Consider the following 17,117-nt stretch of genomic DNA (forward strand, 5'->3'; position numbering starts at 1 on the left):
TTGCATTGATGTTTTGCAACACTTCATGTATACTTTAAGTATGAATCAGAGAGGTGTTTAAAATGGGAATTAGAAACTATGCTTATATTAGAGTATCTAGTAAAGAGCAAAATACAGATAGACAGCTTGCAGTGCTTAAAGGTATAGATATTGATGAAAGAGATATATACATAGATAAACAAAGTGGAAAAGATTTTAATAGACCAGAGTATCAAGCTCTTAAAAGAAGTATTAGGGCGGGAGATACTCTTTTTATTAAATCTCTAGATAGGTTCGGCAGAAATAAGAAAGAGATCCTTAGAGAGTGGCAATGGCTAATGGATCACGAGATTAATGTTGTAGTTTTAGATATGCCTTTATTAGATACTAGGAAGTATACAGAGTTAGATGGCGTTGGAGAATTAGTCACTAATTTAGTATTGCAGATATTGAGTTGGCTGGCTGAAGAGGAAAGAAAGAATATAAGACAAAGGCAGTCTGAAGGAATAAAAGTTGCGAAAGAAAGAGGAGTTAAATTTGGCAGACCTAAAGTTGAGATAGATAAAAATTTCATAGAGACTTATGATATATGGAAAAAAGGGAACATAACAGCTACTGAAGCGATGAAGCTGATAGGAATGAAGAGGAATACTTTTTATAGGAGAGTTAAGGAACACGAAAAACAATTGAAATAAGTAAAACTGAAATTATCGAAGGTAATTTTAAAGTGTTCATCTTTTTAATGTTTTTATCTATAATATCAAAAACAGAAAAATCTAATCACCTAGAAGGAAGTCTTGCTACCCTTAGAACTTTATTACATATAGTTAATTCAGACTTATTAATTAAGAGTTGTAGACCAAGAAAGGTCATTTTTTAACTTCATATCTGTAACTAAAATAATGGGGGTAATAGTTTTTTACAAAAGAGATAAAAGAGAGTAACCTTAAAAAGAATGTATTTAAAATAGCCTAAATTTGATGAACGCTATATATTTACAAGGATATATTTGTCAGCTAATTAGTAGTTAAGCTCAATATTTACAAAGATTTTATAAAGTGATATAATTGTGATAAGAAAGTTTTTACATATGGAGAATTTATTAGAGCACATCTCAACTTTTTATGCAAGGTGTGCTCTCGTCCTGGAATAAAATTGAGAGTTTGGTGATTATATTATGGGTAAAATTTTGGAAAATAGTTTATGGGAAGAAATTGAATTAGACTTTGAAAGTGAAAATGACTTTTCATCGTTTTTTTCCTCTGATGGAAACATTCATTCATATCCAGCAAAAGCTGTACCAAATATGATTAATTCTTTACTATTAAAATTATCGGATCTATATGAAATAAGTTCAGTTCTTGATCCATTTGTTGGAAGTGGGACAATTGGGCTAGAAGCTAAATATTTAGGATTAGATTTTTATGGTTCCGATTTAAATCCTTTATCAATATTATTAACCCAAACAAAGCTAATGACTATAAAAAAAACATATTATATAAAGAAAAGAGTATTAGATTTTGTAAATGATATTATAAAAGAGTATGAGAAAGATGTTGCTATACCACTAGTAAATTTTAATAACATTAATTATTGGTTTAAAGAAGAAAACATTAGAGAATTGTCATACTTAAAAATGAAGGTGAATAAGTTTATAAAGAATTCAAAAAAGTACAAAACAACTTTTGCACTAATACTATTAACAGCTTTTAGTGCAACAATAAGATACACGTCATTATCTAGAAATGGTGAATTTAAATTGTATAGAATGTCACCAAGTGATATTAAGAAATTTAATGTGAATTCATTAGAAATTTATAAAAAGAAAATTGAATATCTATTAGATATGTTAAAGGCTACTAATGATACTTACAAAAGAGAAACCATTTCCCAAATTCAATTAAAAAATGCAAAAAATTTAGATTATTTAAAAGATGAAAAAGTTGATTGTATCATAACTTCTCCACCTTATGGTGATTCAAAAAGTACGGTAGCTTATGGTCAATTTTCTAGACTTTCTATACAATGGATTGGTGATTTGATATACAAGTATTTGCATATAAAACATGACTCGGCAGATTGTGATCAATATTTACTAGGTGGGAAAAAATCAGTAGTAGATGAAAGAAAAATATATGGATACAATTCATCAAAGAATTTAAATGAACTTTCAAAACAGATGGATAGTATTATTAGTGAAGATGTAGAAAAATATATTAGAGCAAAAGATAAATTGACAGAAATAATTAGTAATATTAACCAAAGCCACTACTTATTAAAACAAGAATTGACTAGAGATGAAATAGTATGGAAACTAATAAAAGAAAGAGTGAGATTGGAGATATATAGAAACATTAAATATAATGATACTTATCTTACTAATAGTAAAATGAGAGAGCTAGCGAAATCGCAATGTAATATGTTCTTTAATGAACTCTTTAATGATAAAAAAAAGGTTTCCTATAAAAGAATTTACCAGCTTCGATCAAAATTACCCGCCATCTTAGAAACTATTAATAGAAAAATAAAATCTTTACCTAGTAGAAAGAATGAAATATTAGACTTTTTCAAAGATTTATATCAAGTAGTATTAGAATGTGATAGAGTACTTAAATCAGGAGGTATACAAACGTGGATTGTAGGACATAGAACTGTATTAGGAAGCATAACTGTAAATATGGAAAGCATCCTAAGTGATTGGTTTAAAGATATAAATTATGAAATTATTACGTCCCTAAGTAGGAAGTATTCTTTTAAAAGAATGCCTCATCACATAAATTCGACAATTACTAGGAAAAACAAGGTTAAAACAATGATGAATGAATATATATTAATAGTAAAAAAGAGTTGATGAACTAAGCTGCTTATTTTAGAAAAAATTAGTTTATATAGTAGTTAAAATTTTTGTTACAAAGTTTGAATATAATTCAAAAATTCAAACTTTGTTTTTTTATGGACAAAAAAATGGTTAGTGTATTACAAGACAAAGTAAAATTAAAAATGCAATAGACTAATATTCAAAAATGAAATTATGTTAATAGAAGGAAATATTTTTTCTTTATAGAAGTAATATTTTATAAGGTATATATTGTAAAAATATATATTAATTTTGCAAATGGGGGGTGTGTTTTATGGATAATAAAAAAAACAATATCTTAAGAAATAATGATGAAGAAGTTCAAATATCAAATATGCATGTACACGCGTCTATTATTAATAGATTAGGGGAAGAGTTAATATCTAGTGAAATAACAGCATTTTCAGAGTTAATTAAAAATTCCTATGATGCAGATTCTCCAATAGTGGATTTTTTTATAGATAGCTTCTATACGGGTGTTGAAGAGGTAGAGATAAAAACAAGCAATTCAAATCAATTTGAGAAGAAACAAGTACCAGTATCAGGAATTATAAGGATAGAAGATAAAGGAATAGGTATGAGCTTAGAAGATATCGAAAGAGGTTGGCTTACTATATCAAATTCCCTTAAAAAGAAATTTAAGTCTCAAGAAATGAGAACTACAAAATATAATAGATATCCTATAGGAGAAAAAGGATTAGGAAGAATATCTTTGCATAGATTGGGGAATATATCCACTTTGATTACAAAAAAAGAAGATTCAAACATTGAATATACTGTTAAAATCCCTTGGCTAATGTATGAAGAAGATATAACATTAGAAGAAGTCAAAATTAAAATCTACAAAAGAACAGTTGAAAATACTTCTAAGGGATATACGAAAATAATTATTAAAGATCTAAAAAATAGAGATCTATGGAATAATAAGAAAAATATTAGAGAGTTTGAAAAGAATTTAATGCAAATAACCTCACCTTTTAGTAAAGATTTTTCTTTTTTAATAAAAGGAATGATAAATGGTAAAAAATTCAACTCTCAGCTAATATCTAATACCTTACTGGAAAAAAGAAGAAGCGAATATGAAGTTAAACTAGAAGGCAAAAAGTTGACTATAAATGGCTATTTAGATAGAAGGTGGTTCATAAGAAATAATAATTATCCAACTAATGAAGAAATGTTAGACTTTTTTAATTCAGAGTTTAATAAGATGAAAACTACTTTTAAACTTATTGATGATAACAAATTTAAAGTAATGCTAGATATAAAAATTAATGATATAAAAAATGGTGTAGATGGATTATACATGATAGACAAATATCATCCTGGTGACTTTTATATTAGACTTTACGATTTTAATTTAGATGCAGGTTATTTTCAGGAACTAGTAAAGACTAGGAATATTGGTATATTAGAAAATGTAACATCTTATAGAGAAGCAGTAAAAAACTTTAATGGGGTTTATGTGATTAGAGATTCATTTACTGTGTTACCGTATGGATATGATGGGAAAGATTGGCTAGGTATAAATACTTCTTCAAAGACAGGAGGAACTTTTTATGACATAAAAAATGATACTATCATTGGATATATTAAATTAGATGGTATGAAGAACAAAAATTTAAAGGAAAAAACTGACAGAGAAGGGTTTATAGAAAATTTCTACTATAATAACTTTATAAAAATAATAAATAAAGCAATTGGTGAGATAAAATCAAAGACATCTAGTATTATAAAAAATAATTACAATAAATATAAAGAAGAAAAATACAATGATAAAACAAAAATAAAAAATACTGATGATGCATTAGGAAATGTAAATAAAGCTGTAAATAGGTTGAAGCAAAATAATAATAAAAGGGATAATGAAATTAATGGACAAATAAACTTGCTTAACAAAAATATGCATAATAATTCACAAGAGTCAGAAGACACAAACAAAGAAACAGAACAATATTTACATCAAATACAGTCTAGTATGGATTATCTAAAGAGAGTTCTTGAAGAGCAAACAGAGCGAGTTGAAGAACTAGCACATTTAGCTGGCTTAGGATTAGTTTCAGAGGCACTAACACATGATATGATTACCACTTTAGATAATTTGGAAGTATATACAAATAAAGTAAAGAAGAATATTAAAGCTAATATAAATAATTTAATAGAGAATTATTTTGATTATGTTATAACTACTATAAATTTATTTAGAAAACAAATTTCACATATGTCTCCTGGATTTATGATTGTAAGAGAAAAGAAAGATACAATTGATATTTATATGTTTGTAATGAAATTTCAAGACTTTTACAAAGATAGATCAGAAAAGAAAGGTATAAAAATAAATATAATCAAAAAAGGGAATTTTGAAATCTATATGAATAAAGGACAACTTAATCAAGTACTAGATAATTTATATCTTAATTCAGAGTACTGGTTATCAAAATACAAAAAAAATACTGGATTTGAAGAAACCAACTTTTATATTGAAATATCAGATAATAATACCTTGAATATATGGGACAATGGGTATGGCATATCAAAAAATAGAGAGGAAGATCTTTTTTATCCTTTTGTTACTGATAAAGATAAAGGAAGAGGTTTGGGCTTATATATTGTTCAATCAATATTAGCAAATAATAAAGCAGATATCTGTCTATTACAAGAAAGAAATAATAATAATAATAGATATAAATTTAAAATAACATTCGCAGACTAAGGGGGGAAAGATTATGAACAATTTAAATGAATGGCTCAAACTAAATAAGATAGGTTATATTATTTCTATAGATGACTTACATAATGAAGAAATAACAAATACAGATAGGTTAGTACTATTTAAAAATGGATTAAGGAAAGATTTTGATAAATATTCAAAACCTTTTAAACCTATGATACAACTATGGGAAAACATAGATATATACAGAGACAATGTAGATGCTTTTGTGAATATTTATGAAAATTTAATAGATAATAAAGAGAATATGGGGATTATCAAAGAAGTAGACAAGTTATTAGAAGATGATTATAAACCTACTAATACGGCGATTAGAGAATTAGTAATTCAGTTGCAAGAGTTAGCAAAAGATGATAAAAATCCAATTCAGGAGTTTAAATTATATAAATCGTATGATGAAGTCATAAAAAATTATGATGAATATTTATCAAATATTAATCATAATTTTAAAGTTTTATGGCTGGTAGATTTTGAATTAGAAGGTAAAGATGATAAACGAAATGGGATAGAACTAATAAAAAAAATATTAGAACATAATAAGAATAACAGGGAGTTTATAGAAAATAATATTTTTTCAATACTAAGTTCTCAGATTGGAGAAAATCATGATCTAGAAGATATTTATAGAAGAGTATATGTGATAGATAAACAAACATTAAGTGACAGAGTCGAGTTTTCCAATAAGATAATTACTGGATCAAAATCATATATATCTTCTGTACTAGTAGGAGATATAGTAAAGAGGCTGAAAGATGGTCTAAATAACGCAAAAGATAGATTGTTAAGAGAGTCATTAGAGATTCTAGACTATTTAATAATATCATATCCTAATCAAGAAGGAACCCATCCATTAGAGCTGTTACTACGGATATTTAATATTATAAGCAAAGCTGAATTCGAAAATTCTATTTCTTCAGATATACCTCAAGTTTTTAAATTATTGAATGAATATGAGCTTATGTGTGGAGATAATAAGGTGGAAGAAAGAAAAAGCGACTTTATAAATGAATGTTTTAAGATAGAAAAATATAATGATAATATAAATGTACTATATAATAGCATTAACTCCGGTGATATATTTAAGATTTTTGGTCATTACTATATTTTAATAACACAACCATGTGATTTAGCAGTAAGAAACGATGGAAATAGATCTTCTGAATATGGAATTTTATTAAGAATAGATAAAGGGAATTCAAGTAGTAAGTTTAGTTACCCCTTAAATTATTTCAAGAGTACTCCTTATTACATAGATTTAAAAGTGCAAATGCATATTGATTTAGATATTTTAGACTTATGTATATTAAATAAAGATGGTTACTCAAAACTTAATTCTAAAGTTATTGATGATAAATTTAAAGAGTTTCTAGAGTTAGAGGAAAGTGATGAAGAAAGAATAATATTATATTTTAAGGAATTAATAGAAGCAAGTTATGTAGAGGGCTACTTTAATAGACCTAATAAACTAAAACTTATTAGAGTAATTAAGAAAGTGTATAACTCATATAAGGGTATAAAGGAAATTAAAGACTTAATACCAGAGGATAAACATAATATTGTTGAACATATAATAGGTAATAGTGAAGATCTAGTGAATTTCAATAAATTTAAAGTAGAAGATGGATACATCAAGTATGATATTCAAAGAGTAACCAATTTAAATAGTGTGGTTACAAGTGATTTAATAAGCAAATTTAGTAACTATATATCTAGGATAGGTAAACCAGGGGTATTTGCAGATAATATTGATAAAGAAACAAAAACATTTAAAATATATATCGAAGATATATGCAACGGTGAGGACGTCTTAATAGAACAATTAGATTTACGAAATGAGATTGAAATTATACAAAATAAAATTGCTGAAAGATATAAAGGTATTGTAAATGCTAAGAATATAAAAAAACTAAATCCTGAGCTTGATAGTATTAAGATTACTGGAGACTTACAAGTGGTTAATATCTGTGGACAACCCTTTAATTTAAAGGGTAGCAAAAACAATTATACTATTTCATTAAGCTTAAAAGAATTGCAAAGTATAGATGGGGGGAATGAACTTATAGCTACATTAGAAGAGATTGCTACTTCAATTGAAGAAGGGAATATTGATAATCCAAAAAAATTCGCAAAATATTATGATGATGAGATTAACGCTATAAGACCAAAGTTTAACTTTCCCTATAAGAAGGAAGAAAGATTGCTAAATAATCTGTTTTTAATAAAGGCTAATCTCAATAGAGAAAAGTTAGTTAACGTAGGGGAAATAATAATGAAAACCCAATTTTGATTAGAAGTAAAAGGATAGTTAAAATATATTTCTGACACATGATATATATTGAGAGAGTTTAAGAATGATTTCTTGTGTAATTTATCTAAAAATACTTATCAGTATTAATGAATATAGTAAATTACTGTATAAAAATAGTAGTCAAAGATCTTTGACTACTATTTTTATGATAAATCATATTTTGAATTTCTTTATCATGTATAAATAATTTCAAAGAATATACCATATACATTTCAAGAATAGAAATATCATTGCATTTTAACCAGTATAGCACTAACTATATCTGAAGTACTTCCACTACCATTTTCATCTAAAGCCTTTACACCTAGAATGTTCGCTTCAGGAGCAACGCCTGCATACTTACCATTTGAAGAATAGCCATTTGATGCTATAATACCTGATACGTGAGTTCCATGACCATTATCATCATATGGCTTACTTCTATCATTCACAAAGTCCTTGAAGCCAACAATTCTACTTCTAGGTTTAATTAAGTCACTGTGAGGAGCAACACCTGTATCCACAACAGCAACAGTTATATCTTTGCCTGTATATCCTTCTACCTGCGGTATTTGACAACCAATAGATTCAGTAGCTATATCTAGAAGTGCAAAGACTTTTGAGTCAAAGCTTATATATTCAATGTTAGGGTCTTTAGATAGCTTATCAATAGCACCAATATTCATATTACATGCTACTCCACCAACTAATGGTAGGTTATATTTAACTCGCCCAGACATATTAAAAACTAAGCCGCTAAGTTTATTAGAATCGTTATCTTTCGCTCGAATGATAACCGGTACTTCTTCTTTTGATTTTGAAAGAAGTTTTGCGCTTAGAACTGGACATACTCTTTTAGCTCTCTTCATCATAATTTATCTCACCTGCCTATGCTTCAATGTATGCGGATATGCAAAAAAAGGTGAATAAAAAATTACCAATGAAGTTTACATAATATCGTGTTATAATAATACTATCCCCTTTACATATACATATATAAATGAAAGGGGGAGTGTATATGAAATTAAAAAGAAAAGCTAGAAAAAGTATTGTATTTGTTTTAGTTATAATCATGACTTTAACAGTATTTAGTTTATTTAATTTAAATATAAAAAGCAAGTTTAGCCAGTTAGTAAAAGCTTTTGAAAAGACTAGAATCTTACACAATGTAAAAGAATATGATAAGCTGGAAACTGAGAGGTTTGTTATTAGGTACGAGGATGATAAGAAAAATGCAGAACTGACAGCGAAAATACTAAGTAAATATTATGATCAGGTATGTTCGATGTTTGATTACTATCCACAAGAGAAAGTCGTAATAATCATTTATAATAATGGAGAAGACTTAGTAGATAATACTAGATTAAAGAAAGACACTCCGCCATTAGGAGTATATTATAGTGGTACAATTAATATACTATCTCCTAAAGTTTGGTTGTCTCAAAATGAATCATATGAAGAAGCCTTTGAAAAAAATGGACCTGTAGTACATGAATTTGCTCATCAAGTAGTAGATGATATTACAAATGGTAACTATCCGATATGGCTTACAGAAGGGATTGCCTTATATGTAGAATATAAAACTACAGGGTTTGAATGGGGTAGTGAAATCAAGAATGGTAATGACATCACTGTTGAAGATTTAACTAATAAATTCTATGATATTGATACTGGGCTATCCTATAGAAAGTCATTTGAAGTCGTTTCCAGTATTTCAGAAAATTGGGGATTTGACAAGTTAAGGCTATTGTTAGATACTTTAGGAGATGGTAATAGTATGGATAAATCGACACAGAAAGTTTTGAAAGTAAATCTTATGGATATAGATAAAACACTTTTAAAAGAGTGAGCTTAAAAAGTCACTCTTTTAAAAGTGTTTAAATTAATATATTACAATGCAATAGTAGGTAGTTAGCAGGAAAAATATGTACATTCATAGAATATACTTATATAATAGATAATTAAAAATACAAAAAATAATAGTTTACTAATATATTAAAAATTTAAATGGGGTGAGTAGCATTGAGTAAAAAAATACTAGTTGTTGATGATGAGAAGCCAATTGCTGAGATTTTAAAATTTAATCTTGAAAAGGAAGGATATGAAATTGACCTTGCATTTGACGGAGAAGAGGCTATTAACAAAGCTTTTGATATAAAACCTGATATAATTTTATTAGATGTAATGCTACCAAAAAAAGATGGATTTCAGGTTTTGAAAGAGGTTAGGGGTAAGCTACAGATACCAGTATTGATGTTGACTGCTAAGGAGGAAGAAGTAGATAAGGTGTTGGGATTAGAACTAGGTGCTGATGATTATATTACTAAGCCATTTAGTATGAGAGAACTTATTGCGAGAGTAAAAGCAAATCTAAGAAGGTCAGAAATTGTGTCAGATAATTCAACTGACGGGGACTTGGTAATATCAGGTGACCTAATAATTGATATTAATAAATATGAAGTTAGAAGAAATGATGAAATTATTAATTTAACTTTGAGAGAGTTTGAATTATTAAGGTTCTTAGCCACTAAGGCTGAACAAGTATTTTCAAGGGAAAAATTACTTGAAGAAGTATGGGGATATGAATACTACGGAGACATTAGAACGGTTGATGTAACTGTGAGGAGATTAAGAGAGAAAATTGAAGATGACTCTAAAGGCTATAAATACGTCCTTACTAAAAGAGGTGTAGGATACTACTTCAGGAGGGCATAAAAATGTTTAAAAGTATAAGATGGAAATTTATTACTGTATACTTTCTGTTAGTTTTTATAGCTATGGTTATAGTAGGAGTATTCATTGTTGAAAAATTCTATGAGAATCAAGAAAATCAAATAACAAAGAGAATGGAAAATACAGTAAATAATCTATTGGTAATTAATAGTGGCTTAGCTAAAGATGACTGGAAGGCATCAGAAGATGAAATAAGAAGATCTATTATTAGTAATGGTTCATTTCAAGGAAATTTATATATTATTAATAATTCAGAAGCACCTGAGATAATTGCGTCATATTCTAGTAGAAGGTTCAACCAAGAAGATTTAGTGGGAAAGAGTCCGTTTCAAGATAATACTCTTTTAAATCAGGATATTATACTTGAGGCACTAGAGGAAGGCAAGATATCTTATAAAACATTTGAAGAAGATAAGATTAAACATTTAGCTTATCCTGTGGAAAATGAGTTTGGAAAAGTAAAGGGTATAATTTATGTTACAGCTGACTTAGAAAATATGTATGAAACTTTAGATGATGCACAGGAAATCCTAACTAAAGCGACCCTTTTAGCGTTGTTTATAACCATATTTCTAGGTTTTTTTATAGCTAATAGCATAACTGGACCTATTAAGGATGTTACAGTAAAAGCTGCTAGGATGGCCAAAGGAGACTTTGATCAGGTTGTTGAAGTAAAATCAAATGATGAGATTGGACAATTAGCTAGCATGTTTAACTACTTAACTCTTAAGCTTAAAAGAACAATGTCAGAGGTATATAGAGAAAAAAGTAAACTGGATACTATATTTACTTATATGGCTGATGGAGTTATCGCAGTAAACATAAATGGAACTATTATCCATGTAAATCCAAATGCTTTAAAGATGCTCGGCATTACTGAGGAGGAAGTAGAACATAAGACTTTTGATGAGATTTTTGTAAAGTATAATCCAAAATTAACATTATCATATATAAAAGAAAACAATGATTGGAAGGGAAGTTACCTATTAGATATGGACCCTTCTGTTTATAGAGCCAAATATGCATCTTTTAGAAATAAAAACAATGAAATTGGTGGTCTAATAATAGTTTTACAAGATGTAACAGAGCAACAAAAGCTAGAAAATATGAGAAAAGAGTTTGTTGCCAATGTTTCTCATGAATTAAAGACCCCAATAACAACTATTAAAAGTTATACTGAAACTTTACTCGATGGAGGTATGGAAAGTCCTGAGCTTTCAAACAAATTTCTGGATGTTATAGACAGTGAATGTGATAGAATGGCAAGGATTGTTAGAGATTTACTTCAGCTATCTAATTTAGATTATAAACAAACTAAGTGGAATAAAAGCTCTCTTTATATGGAGAACTTATTAAGGGATGCTTACTTTAAAATGAAGATAGCGGCTCAAGAGAAGAATCAAAAAATTACTCTTGATATTCAAGGTGATATTCCTCAAATAGCAGGTGACAAAGATAGGCTAGAACAAGTGGTTTTAAATGTAATAAGCAATGCGATAAAGTATACACCAGATGATGGTGAAATAGAGATAATAGCAAAAAAACAAGAAAATCATGTTATTGTAACGGTGAAAGATAATGGCTTGGGTATACCTGAAGAAGATATAGATAGAATTTTTGAAAGGTTCTATAGAGTTGACAAAGCAAGGTCAAGAGCTCTAGGTGGGACTGGATTAGGACTTTCTATTGCAAAACAGATAGTAGTCTTTCATGGCGGAGACATTAAAATTAGAAGTGAATACAACGTAGGAACAGAAGTAGACATCATTTTACCAATACAGTAATTCTATGTAATTCAATTTTAATTCCGTTGTAATATGTTTGTAATAATACTATTATATAATTAGGCTGTAGAGATAGATATTATATTGAGGAGGACATATAATGTTTAAAAGAATCATATCAGCCACAATAGTGCTTGCGATAATAGGTACTACTGGAACTGTTTCATATACAAGTAGTGGAAAAATTTCATCTAATGAAAAAATAGCGAAAAAGATAAATAGTAGTAAAATTCACAAATTCTATGAAAGTAATATTGAAGTGTTTCAACCAAAAGATAATTTAGTTACTTCTCATAAGACCGTTTTACTTTCTGGTAAAGCACCTGAAGAGAGTAAAGTGGTTGTGGAAGTATATTCAACGCCAAATTTATCACTGAAAAATTTAACAAAAAATAATATAGCTTTAAATAATGATAAAGCATTAAAAGAGTTTTATGATAAACAACAAGAGTTCTTTTTGCCCCCTAGTACTAAAGAAATCGAAGTAGGGTCTTTTGGGATTTTTGTGCAAGAATTAGAACTGAAGCTTGGTTTGAACAAAATAAACGTATACATAAAAGGCTCAGAAGATATGGGAAAAGTAAGATTTATTTATGTAAATGAAGAAACCAATGCAGAAGATTTAATTAATGATATTGATAGGATAAATTTTTTAAAGGTATTTAAAAAGTTTTTTTTAGAGAGCAATAAAATAAATGAAGAAGATACTGAAAATGTTGAAGATAAAGAAGATATTGAAAATGTAGAACCTGAAGATGTAGAACCTGAAAATATAGAAAGTATAAAAGAAGAAACTAAAAATATAGAAGAGAAAGAGTCATCAATAGATACTAACCAGGATACGTTTCAGAATGATTAGTGAAGTAATAACGCAGTATACTGGAGTTGGAGCCTATGTATAGGGAAAGAGTAAAGACATTATTTTTATTAATATTAATTATGGTTAGTATTCTTTTAGCCAATGAGATTTGGATTGAAATTCCAAATTCTTTTTTTCCTTCATTTGGAAGTGAGGTAGAAGAGGAGAACACGGAATATTTGCTTGCTGATATAGTTAAACCAGAGAAGATTTTATACAATTTTGACACAGGACATACTGTATTCTATTCGGATAAAGAATTTGGGTTTTGGGATATAGGTAGGGATGTTCTAGCTAAGACATTAGAAAATTCGCAATTATCTGTTGGATTAATATCTGTTGAAGAATATGATGACTATAAGAGTAAAACGTCATTAGATTACTATTTTCCAGAGAATATTCATATTCATTTACTAGGAAAGATAATTGAAGAAAATATACCGAGTGCTGCATATGAGAAAATTGAATACGTGAATAATGTTCATATTGATTTAGGAACATCTCCATTTATTGTATTAAGTGATGAAAAGACACATTTAAAGATTAGCTCTGAAGATATTGATGTTAGAGTAATAAGAAATGCTTTAAATAATATAGATAAAGAGGATCAAACTAAGTTTGTTTCTATGAAGACTTCTTTGAACATTAATAATAACGAATACTTACCAATAAATATGAAATATAATATGCCAGTGGTAAAGGTAAAAAAAGAGATTGAAGTAAAGAGTAAGAATCTCGAAAGTATCGTAGAAAAGTTTTTTAGTAGGAATCCTAACTATATAAGAGGATATGAAGAAGATAATGGAGCAAAGATTTATTTTTATAATCAACAAATATTAAAGATTCATAGCAATGGATTATTAGAGTATCATAACTCCATAGCAGAACCGATAGAAAATAGAGAATTATATAAAAGTTTAAATACTGCAGTTAATTTTGTATCTAATCATGTTGGATGGCCTGAGGGGTCATTTTTAAAGGAAATTGAGCCAATAGAATGGGAAGAAAATAAAGGATTTAGATTTAAATTCACCTATAAGATAAATGGCGGACAGGTAGTCATTGATGAAGAAAAAAGTGTTGGTTTAGAAGAGCCAATAGAGATAGAAGTCTATAATAATGATGTTAAAACATACAAAAGGTATGTTAAATTAGTTGAAAATGTTGAAAACAATGAGGTAGCTTCACAGGAATCACTTAATACAAGAAAGCTATCTGTTTTAGAAATATTAATGAAGAAGGAAAATTCAGATATAATTAGAGAGAAATATATTGAATATAATGAATTAGACCCATCGGAAATAGATGAAGAAGAATTAAACAATAGAATTTTAGAGGCAATTAACAACATTTATATTGGATATTATTACATTGGAGATAATTCAGTATGGATTTATGGAGAAAGATTACAGCCCAGATGGGTAATAGATATTGATGGTTTAAAGTTATCCTTTGAAATTAACGAAGAGAGCAATAAAATTGTAGAAGATAATGAGAAGGTAGATGAGGTGATATTCAAATAATGCATTTGGATGGTGAGGAATTATGGATTGGTCAAAAGCAAAAAATATTCTTATTGTGGCTTTTATAATTACAAATCTAATACTAGCTTATGTTCTCATAGATAATAGAGCTAGCGAAACTACTATGGATGAAAAGTTTATAAATAATGTTAAAGAAAAGCTTTTAGTAAAGGATATTCATATTTCGCCAGATATTCAGATACCTTTAGGCAAACCATCCCTCTCAAAATTAAATGTAGAATATCAAGTATATAGTCCAACTGAGATAGCTGAGGCTTTTTTAGGAGATTATAACTATAATACTAGTATAACTAAGGATAGTTATGTATATAAGAAGAACAATCAAGTTTTAACAATATCCCATGATAATAAAAAAATTGTATATGTTAACAATAATGATGAAAGTGATATTGTGACATCGCCTGATTTAAGTGAGAAAAGAGTCCATTTTTTAATAGAGGTATTTTTAAATGAAAAGGGATTTGCAGATGATGACTTTAAGCTTATAAACTATAATTTTGATAAAATGCCATATACACTAGAGTATGTTAAGGTGTATAAAGGAATATATGTTGAAAAGACTTGGATGAAAATTGAAATTGATAAATCAGGAGTAAGAAAATTTGAAAGAATGTGGATTGATATAGATGGTGTAGATACAAAGGTATCTATAAATTCCGCGCCAAATGCTCTGCTTACTTTATTATCTAAAGAAGATATATCAGAAAAAACAATTTCAGATATGAGTTTATGCTACTATCTTGATTCTGAGGAAAAGGATAATTTGGATTCTGAAAAAATTATAGCTGGTCAAGCAACTCCAGCTTGGAGAATTGAATTTTCTGATGGAACGAAGGAATTTCTAAGATAAAAATATTTATTAATAAACAAAATAATGAAGGATTTTTAATATCGAAATAGAAGAGGTTTAAGGGAGTAACCTTTTCTATTTTATTTTATGGATAAATATCGCTAAATAGTAAAGAATACGTGTTTAAAAAAGCTTTAAGATTATATATAATAGTATTATAACTTTAACAGTCGAGAAAGAGGGGTGAATAAACTGGCTTTTTAGTCAGTTGAAATTATGGATAAATTCATTATAGAAGGCGGAGCTAAGCTTAAGGGGAAAGTTAATGTAAGTGGTTTTAAGAATGCAGCATTGCCAATAATACCAGCAACTTTATTGGCAGGAGATAAGTGTATTATAGAGAATCTTCCTTTAATAAAGGATGTTAATATTTATAAAGAAATTATGGCTAGTTTAGGTGCAGACGTTAGTCTAGACGATAAAGGTACAATGGAAATAGATACAAGCAAAATTAAAGAGTGTATAGCTACAAGTGATTTAGCTGGTAGAATTAGGGGCTCATATTATCTTTTAGGAGCTGCTCTTGGGAGATTTAAGGAGGCTGAGGTTTCATATCCAGGTGGTTGTAATATAGGAAATAGACCAATAGATCAACATATAAAGGGATTTGAGGCGCTAGGAGCTAAAGTAGATATTGACCATGGAATCATTAAATGTAAAGCAGAGAAGCTAATAGGAACGAAGATATACTTAGATGTTGTAAGTGTTGGGGCCACTATTAATATAATGTTGGCAGCTGTTCTGGCTGAAGGTAAGACAGTTATTGAAAATGCAGCTAAGGAACCACATATAGTGGATGTAGCAAACTTTTTAAATGCTATGGGAGCTGATATTAGAGGAGCAGGAACTGATGTAATTAGAATAAATGGCGTAGAAGAACTTAAGGGTTGCACATATAGCATAATACCTGACCAAATTGAAGCTGGAACTTATATGATTGCAGCAGCTATTACAGGTGGCGACGTGATAATTGATAATGTTATACCAACGCATTTAGAGTCTGTGACTGCTAAGCTTAAGGAAATGGATATAATAGTAGAAGAGTATGGAGACTCTATAAGAGTCAGTGCTCCTAATCCTTTAAAGAGTATAAATGTAAAAACCTTACCTCATCCAGGGTTTCCTACAGATCTTCAGCAACCTATGAGTGTACTTTTATCCCATGCAGAAGGTACTAGTATAGTGACTGAAAGTGTATCTGAGAGCAGATTTAAATATATAGATGAGCTGAAAAGAATGGGAGCAAATATTAAAGTTGATGGAAGGACTGCTGTCATTGAGGGAATAGGAAAACTAAGTGGTGCAAAGGTATCTGCTACAGATTTAAGAGCAGGAGCTGCGCTAATAGTAGCTGGATTAGCGGCTGATGGTACCACAGAAGTAGAGAATGCTCAACATATAGATAGAGGATATGAAAAAATAGATAATAAGCTTCTGAATTTAGGAGCTAAGATTAAAAAAGTTCAAGAATAAGTGTAACCAGAAGATGATTATTG

General features: G+C 28.6%; 12 protein-coding genes. 11 read left to right on the forward strand and 1 reads right to left on the reverse strand.

Features of this window, described 5'->3' with window-relative positions:
* The first annotated feature begins 62 nt into the window (after positions 1-62).
* The 4 genes from JMO20_RS02145 to JMO20_RS02160 all read left to right on the forward strand — a co-directional run bounded on the left by JMO20_RS02145 (position 63) and on the right by JMO20_RS02160 (position 7,851).
* Positions 63-674, forward strand: a complete 612-nt coding sequence (locus JMO20_RS02145; RefSeq protein ID WP_207753409.1) for a recombinase family protein — start codon at positions 63-65, stop codon at positions 672-674.
* A 482-nt stretch (positions 675-1,156) separates the two neighbouring features.
* The gene (locus JMO20_RS02150; protein WP_202707737.1) at positions 1,157-2,830 is read left to right on the forward strand and encodes a TRM11 family methyltransferase; all 1,674 of its coding nucleotides are present in this window, start codon (positions 1,157-1,159) and stop codon (positions 2,828-2,830) included.
* 280 nt (positions 2,831-3,110) lie between these two features.
* The gene (locus JMO20_RS02155) at positions 3,111-5,546 is read left to right on the forward strand and encodes an ATP-binding protein (RefSeq protein WP_202707739.1); all 2,436 of its coding nucleotides are present in this window, start codon (positions 3,111-3,113) and stop codon (positions 5,544-5,546) included.
* 13 nt (positions 5,547-5,559) lie between these two features.
* Positions 5,560-7,851, forward strand: coding sequence for a hypothetical protein (locus JMO20_RS02160; RefSeq protein ID WP_202707741.1), 2,292 nt, complete (start codon positions 5,560-5,562; stop codon positions 7,849-7,851).
* Between the two features lie 248 nt (positions 7,852-8,099).
* Here JMO20_RS02160 and JMO20_RS02165 read toward each other — a convergent pair whose 3' ends face one another.
* Positions 8,100-8,723: a S8 family serine peptidase gene (locus tag JMO20_RS02165; protein WP_279380036.1), complete on the reverse strand. Its 624-nt coding sequence runs from the start codon at positions 8,721-8,723 to the stop codon at positions 8,100-8,102.
* 146 nt (positions 8,724-8,869) lie between these two features.
* Here JMO20_RS02165 and JMO20_RS02170 point away from each other — a divergent pair, with 146 nt between their 5' ends.
* From JMO20_RS02170 to JMO20_RS02200, 7 genes are all read left to right on the forward strand, one after another.
* Positions 8,870-9,700, forward strand: a complete 831-nt coding sequence (locus tag JMO20_RS02170; RefSeq protein ID WP_202707743.1) for a peptidase MA family metallohydrolase — start codon at positions 8,870-8,872, stop codon at positions 9,698-9,700.
* Between the two features lie 173 nt (positions 9,701-9,873).
* Positions 9,874-10,566 carry a response regulator gene (locus tag JMO20_RS02175; RefSeq protein ID WP_202707745.1) on the forward strand — a complete coding sequence of 231 codons (693 nt, stop codon included), beginning with the start codon at positions 9,874-9,876 and terminating at the stop codon, positions 10,564-10,566.
* Between the two features lie 2 nt (positions 10,567-10,568).
* Entirely contained in the window at positions 10,569-12,368 is a 1,800-nt protein-coding gene (locus tag JMO20_RS02180; protein ID WP_202707747.1) for an ATP-binding protein, read from the forward strand.
* A 100-nt stretch (positions 12,369-12,468) separates the two neighbouring features.
* Entirely contained in the window at positions 12,469-13,227 is a 759-nt protein-coding gene (locus tag JMO20_RS02185) for a hypothetical protein (protein WP_202707749.1), read from the forward strand.
* A 35-nt stretch (positions 13,228-13,262) separates the two neighbouring features.
* Positions 13,263-14,750, forward strand: a complete 1,488-nt coding sequence (locus tag JMO20_RS02190; RefSeq protein WP_202707751.1) for a hypothetical protein — start codon at positions 13,263-13,265, stop codon at positions 14,748-14,750.
* A gap of 22 nt (positions 14,751-14,772) precedes the next feature.
* Positions 14,773-15,621 (forward strand): two-component system regulatory protein YycI, encoded by an 849-nt coding sequence (locus tag JMO20_RS02195; protein WP_202707752.1) that lies wholly within the window; start codon positions 14,773-14,775, stop codon positions 15,619-15,621.
* A gap of 216 nt (positions 15,622-15,837) precedes the next feature.
* A complete protein-coding gene (locus tag JMO20_RS02200; RefSeq protein WP_202707754.1) occupies positions 15,838-17,094 on the forward strand; it encodes a UDP-N-acetylglucosamine 1-carboxyvinyltransferase in 1,257 nt (418 codons plus the stop codon).
* Positions 17,095-17,117: the final 23 nt, after the last annotated feature.

The organism is Sporosalibacterium faouarense (genome assembly GCF_016765695.1).
Classification (GTDB): Bacteria; Bacillota; Clostridia; order Tissierellales; family VENL01; genus Sporosalibacterium; species Sporosalibacterium faouarense.

Excerpts from the sequence above, each read along its gene's own strand:
- JMO20_RS02150 (WP_202707737.1), top strand. The coding sequence starts at position 1,157 with ATGGGTAAAATTTTGGAAAATAGTTTATGGGAAGAAATTGAATTAGAC.
- JMO20_RS02200 (WP_202707754.1), top strand. The coding sequence starts at position 15,838 with ATGGATAAATTCATTATAGAAGGCGGAGCTAAGCTTAAGGGGAAAGTT.
- JMO20_RS02170 (WP_202707743.1), top strand. The coding sequence starts at position 8,870 with ATGAAATTAAAAAGAAAAGCTAGAAAAAGTATTGTATTTGTTTTAGTT.
- JMO20_RS02160 (WP_202707741.1), top strand. The coding sequence starts at position 5,560 with ATGAACAATTTAAATGAATGGCTCAAACTAAATAAGATAGGTTATATT.
- JMO20_RS02185 (WP_202707749.1), top strand. The coding sequence starts at position 12,469 with ATGTTTAAAAGAATCATATCAGCCACAATAGTGCTTGCGATAATAGGT.
- JMO20_RS02155 (WP_202707739.1), top strand. The coding sequence starts at position 3,111 with ATGGATAATAAAAAAAACAATATCTTAAGAAATAATGATGAAGAAGTT.
- JMO20_RS02190 (WP_202707751.1), top strand. The coding sequence starts at position 13,263 with ATGTATAGGGAAAGAGTAAAGACATTATTTTTATTAATATTAATTATG.
- JMO20_RS02195 (WP_202707752.1), top strand. The coding sequence starts at position 14,773 with ATGGATTGGTCAAAAGCAAAAAATATTCTTATTGTGGCTTTTATAATT.
- JMO20_RS02180 (WP_202707747.1), top strand. The coding sequence starts at position 10,569 with ATGTTTAAAAGTATAAGATGGAAATTTATTACTGTATACTTTCTGTTA.
- JMO20_RS02165 (WP_279380036.1), bottom strand. The coding sequence starts at position 8,723 with ATGATGAAGAGAGCTAAAAGAGTATGTCCAGTTCTAAGCGCAAAACTT.
- JMO20_RS02145 (WP_207753409.1), top strand. The coding sequence starts at position 63 with ATGGGAATTAGAAACTATGCTTATATTAGAGTATCTAGTAAAGAGCAA.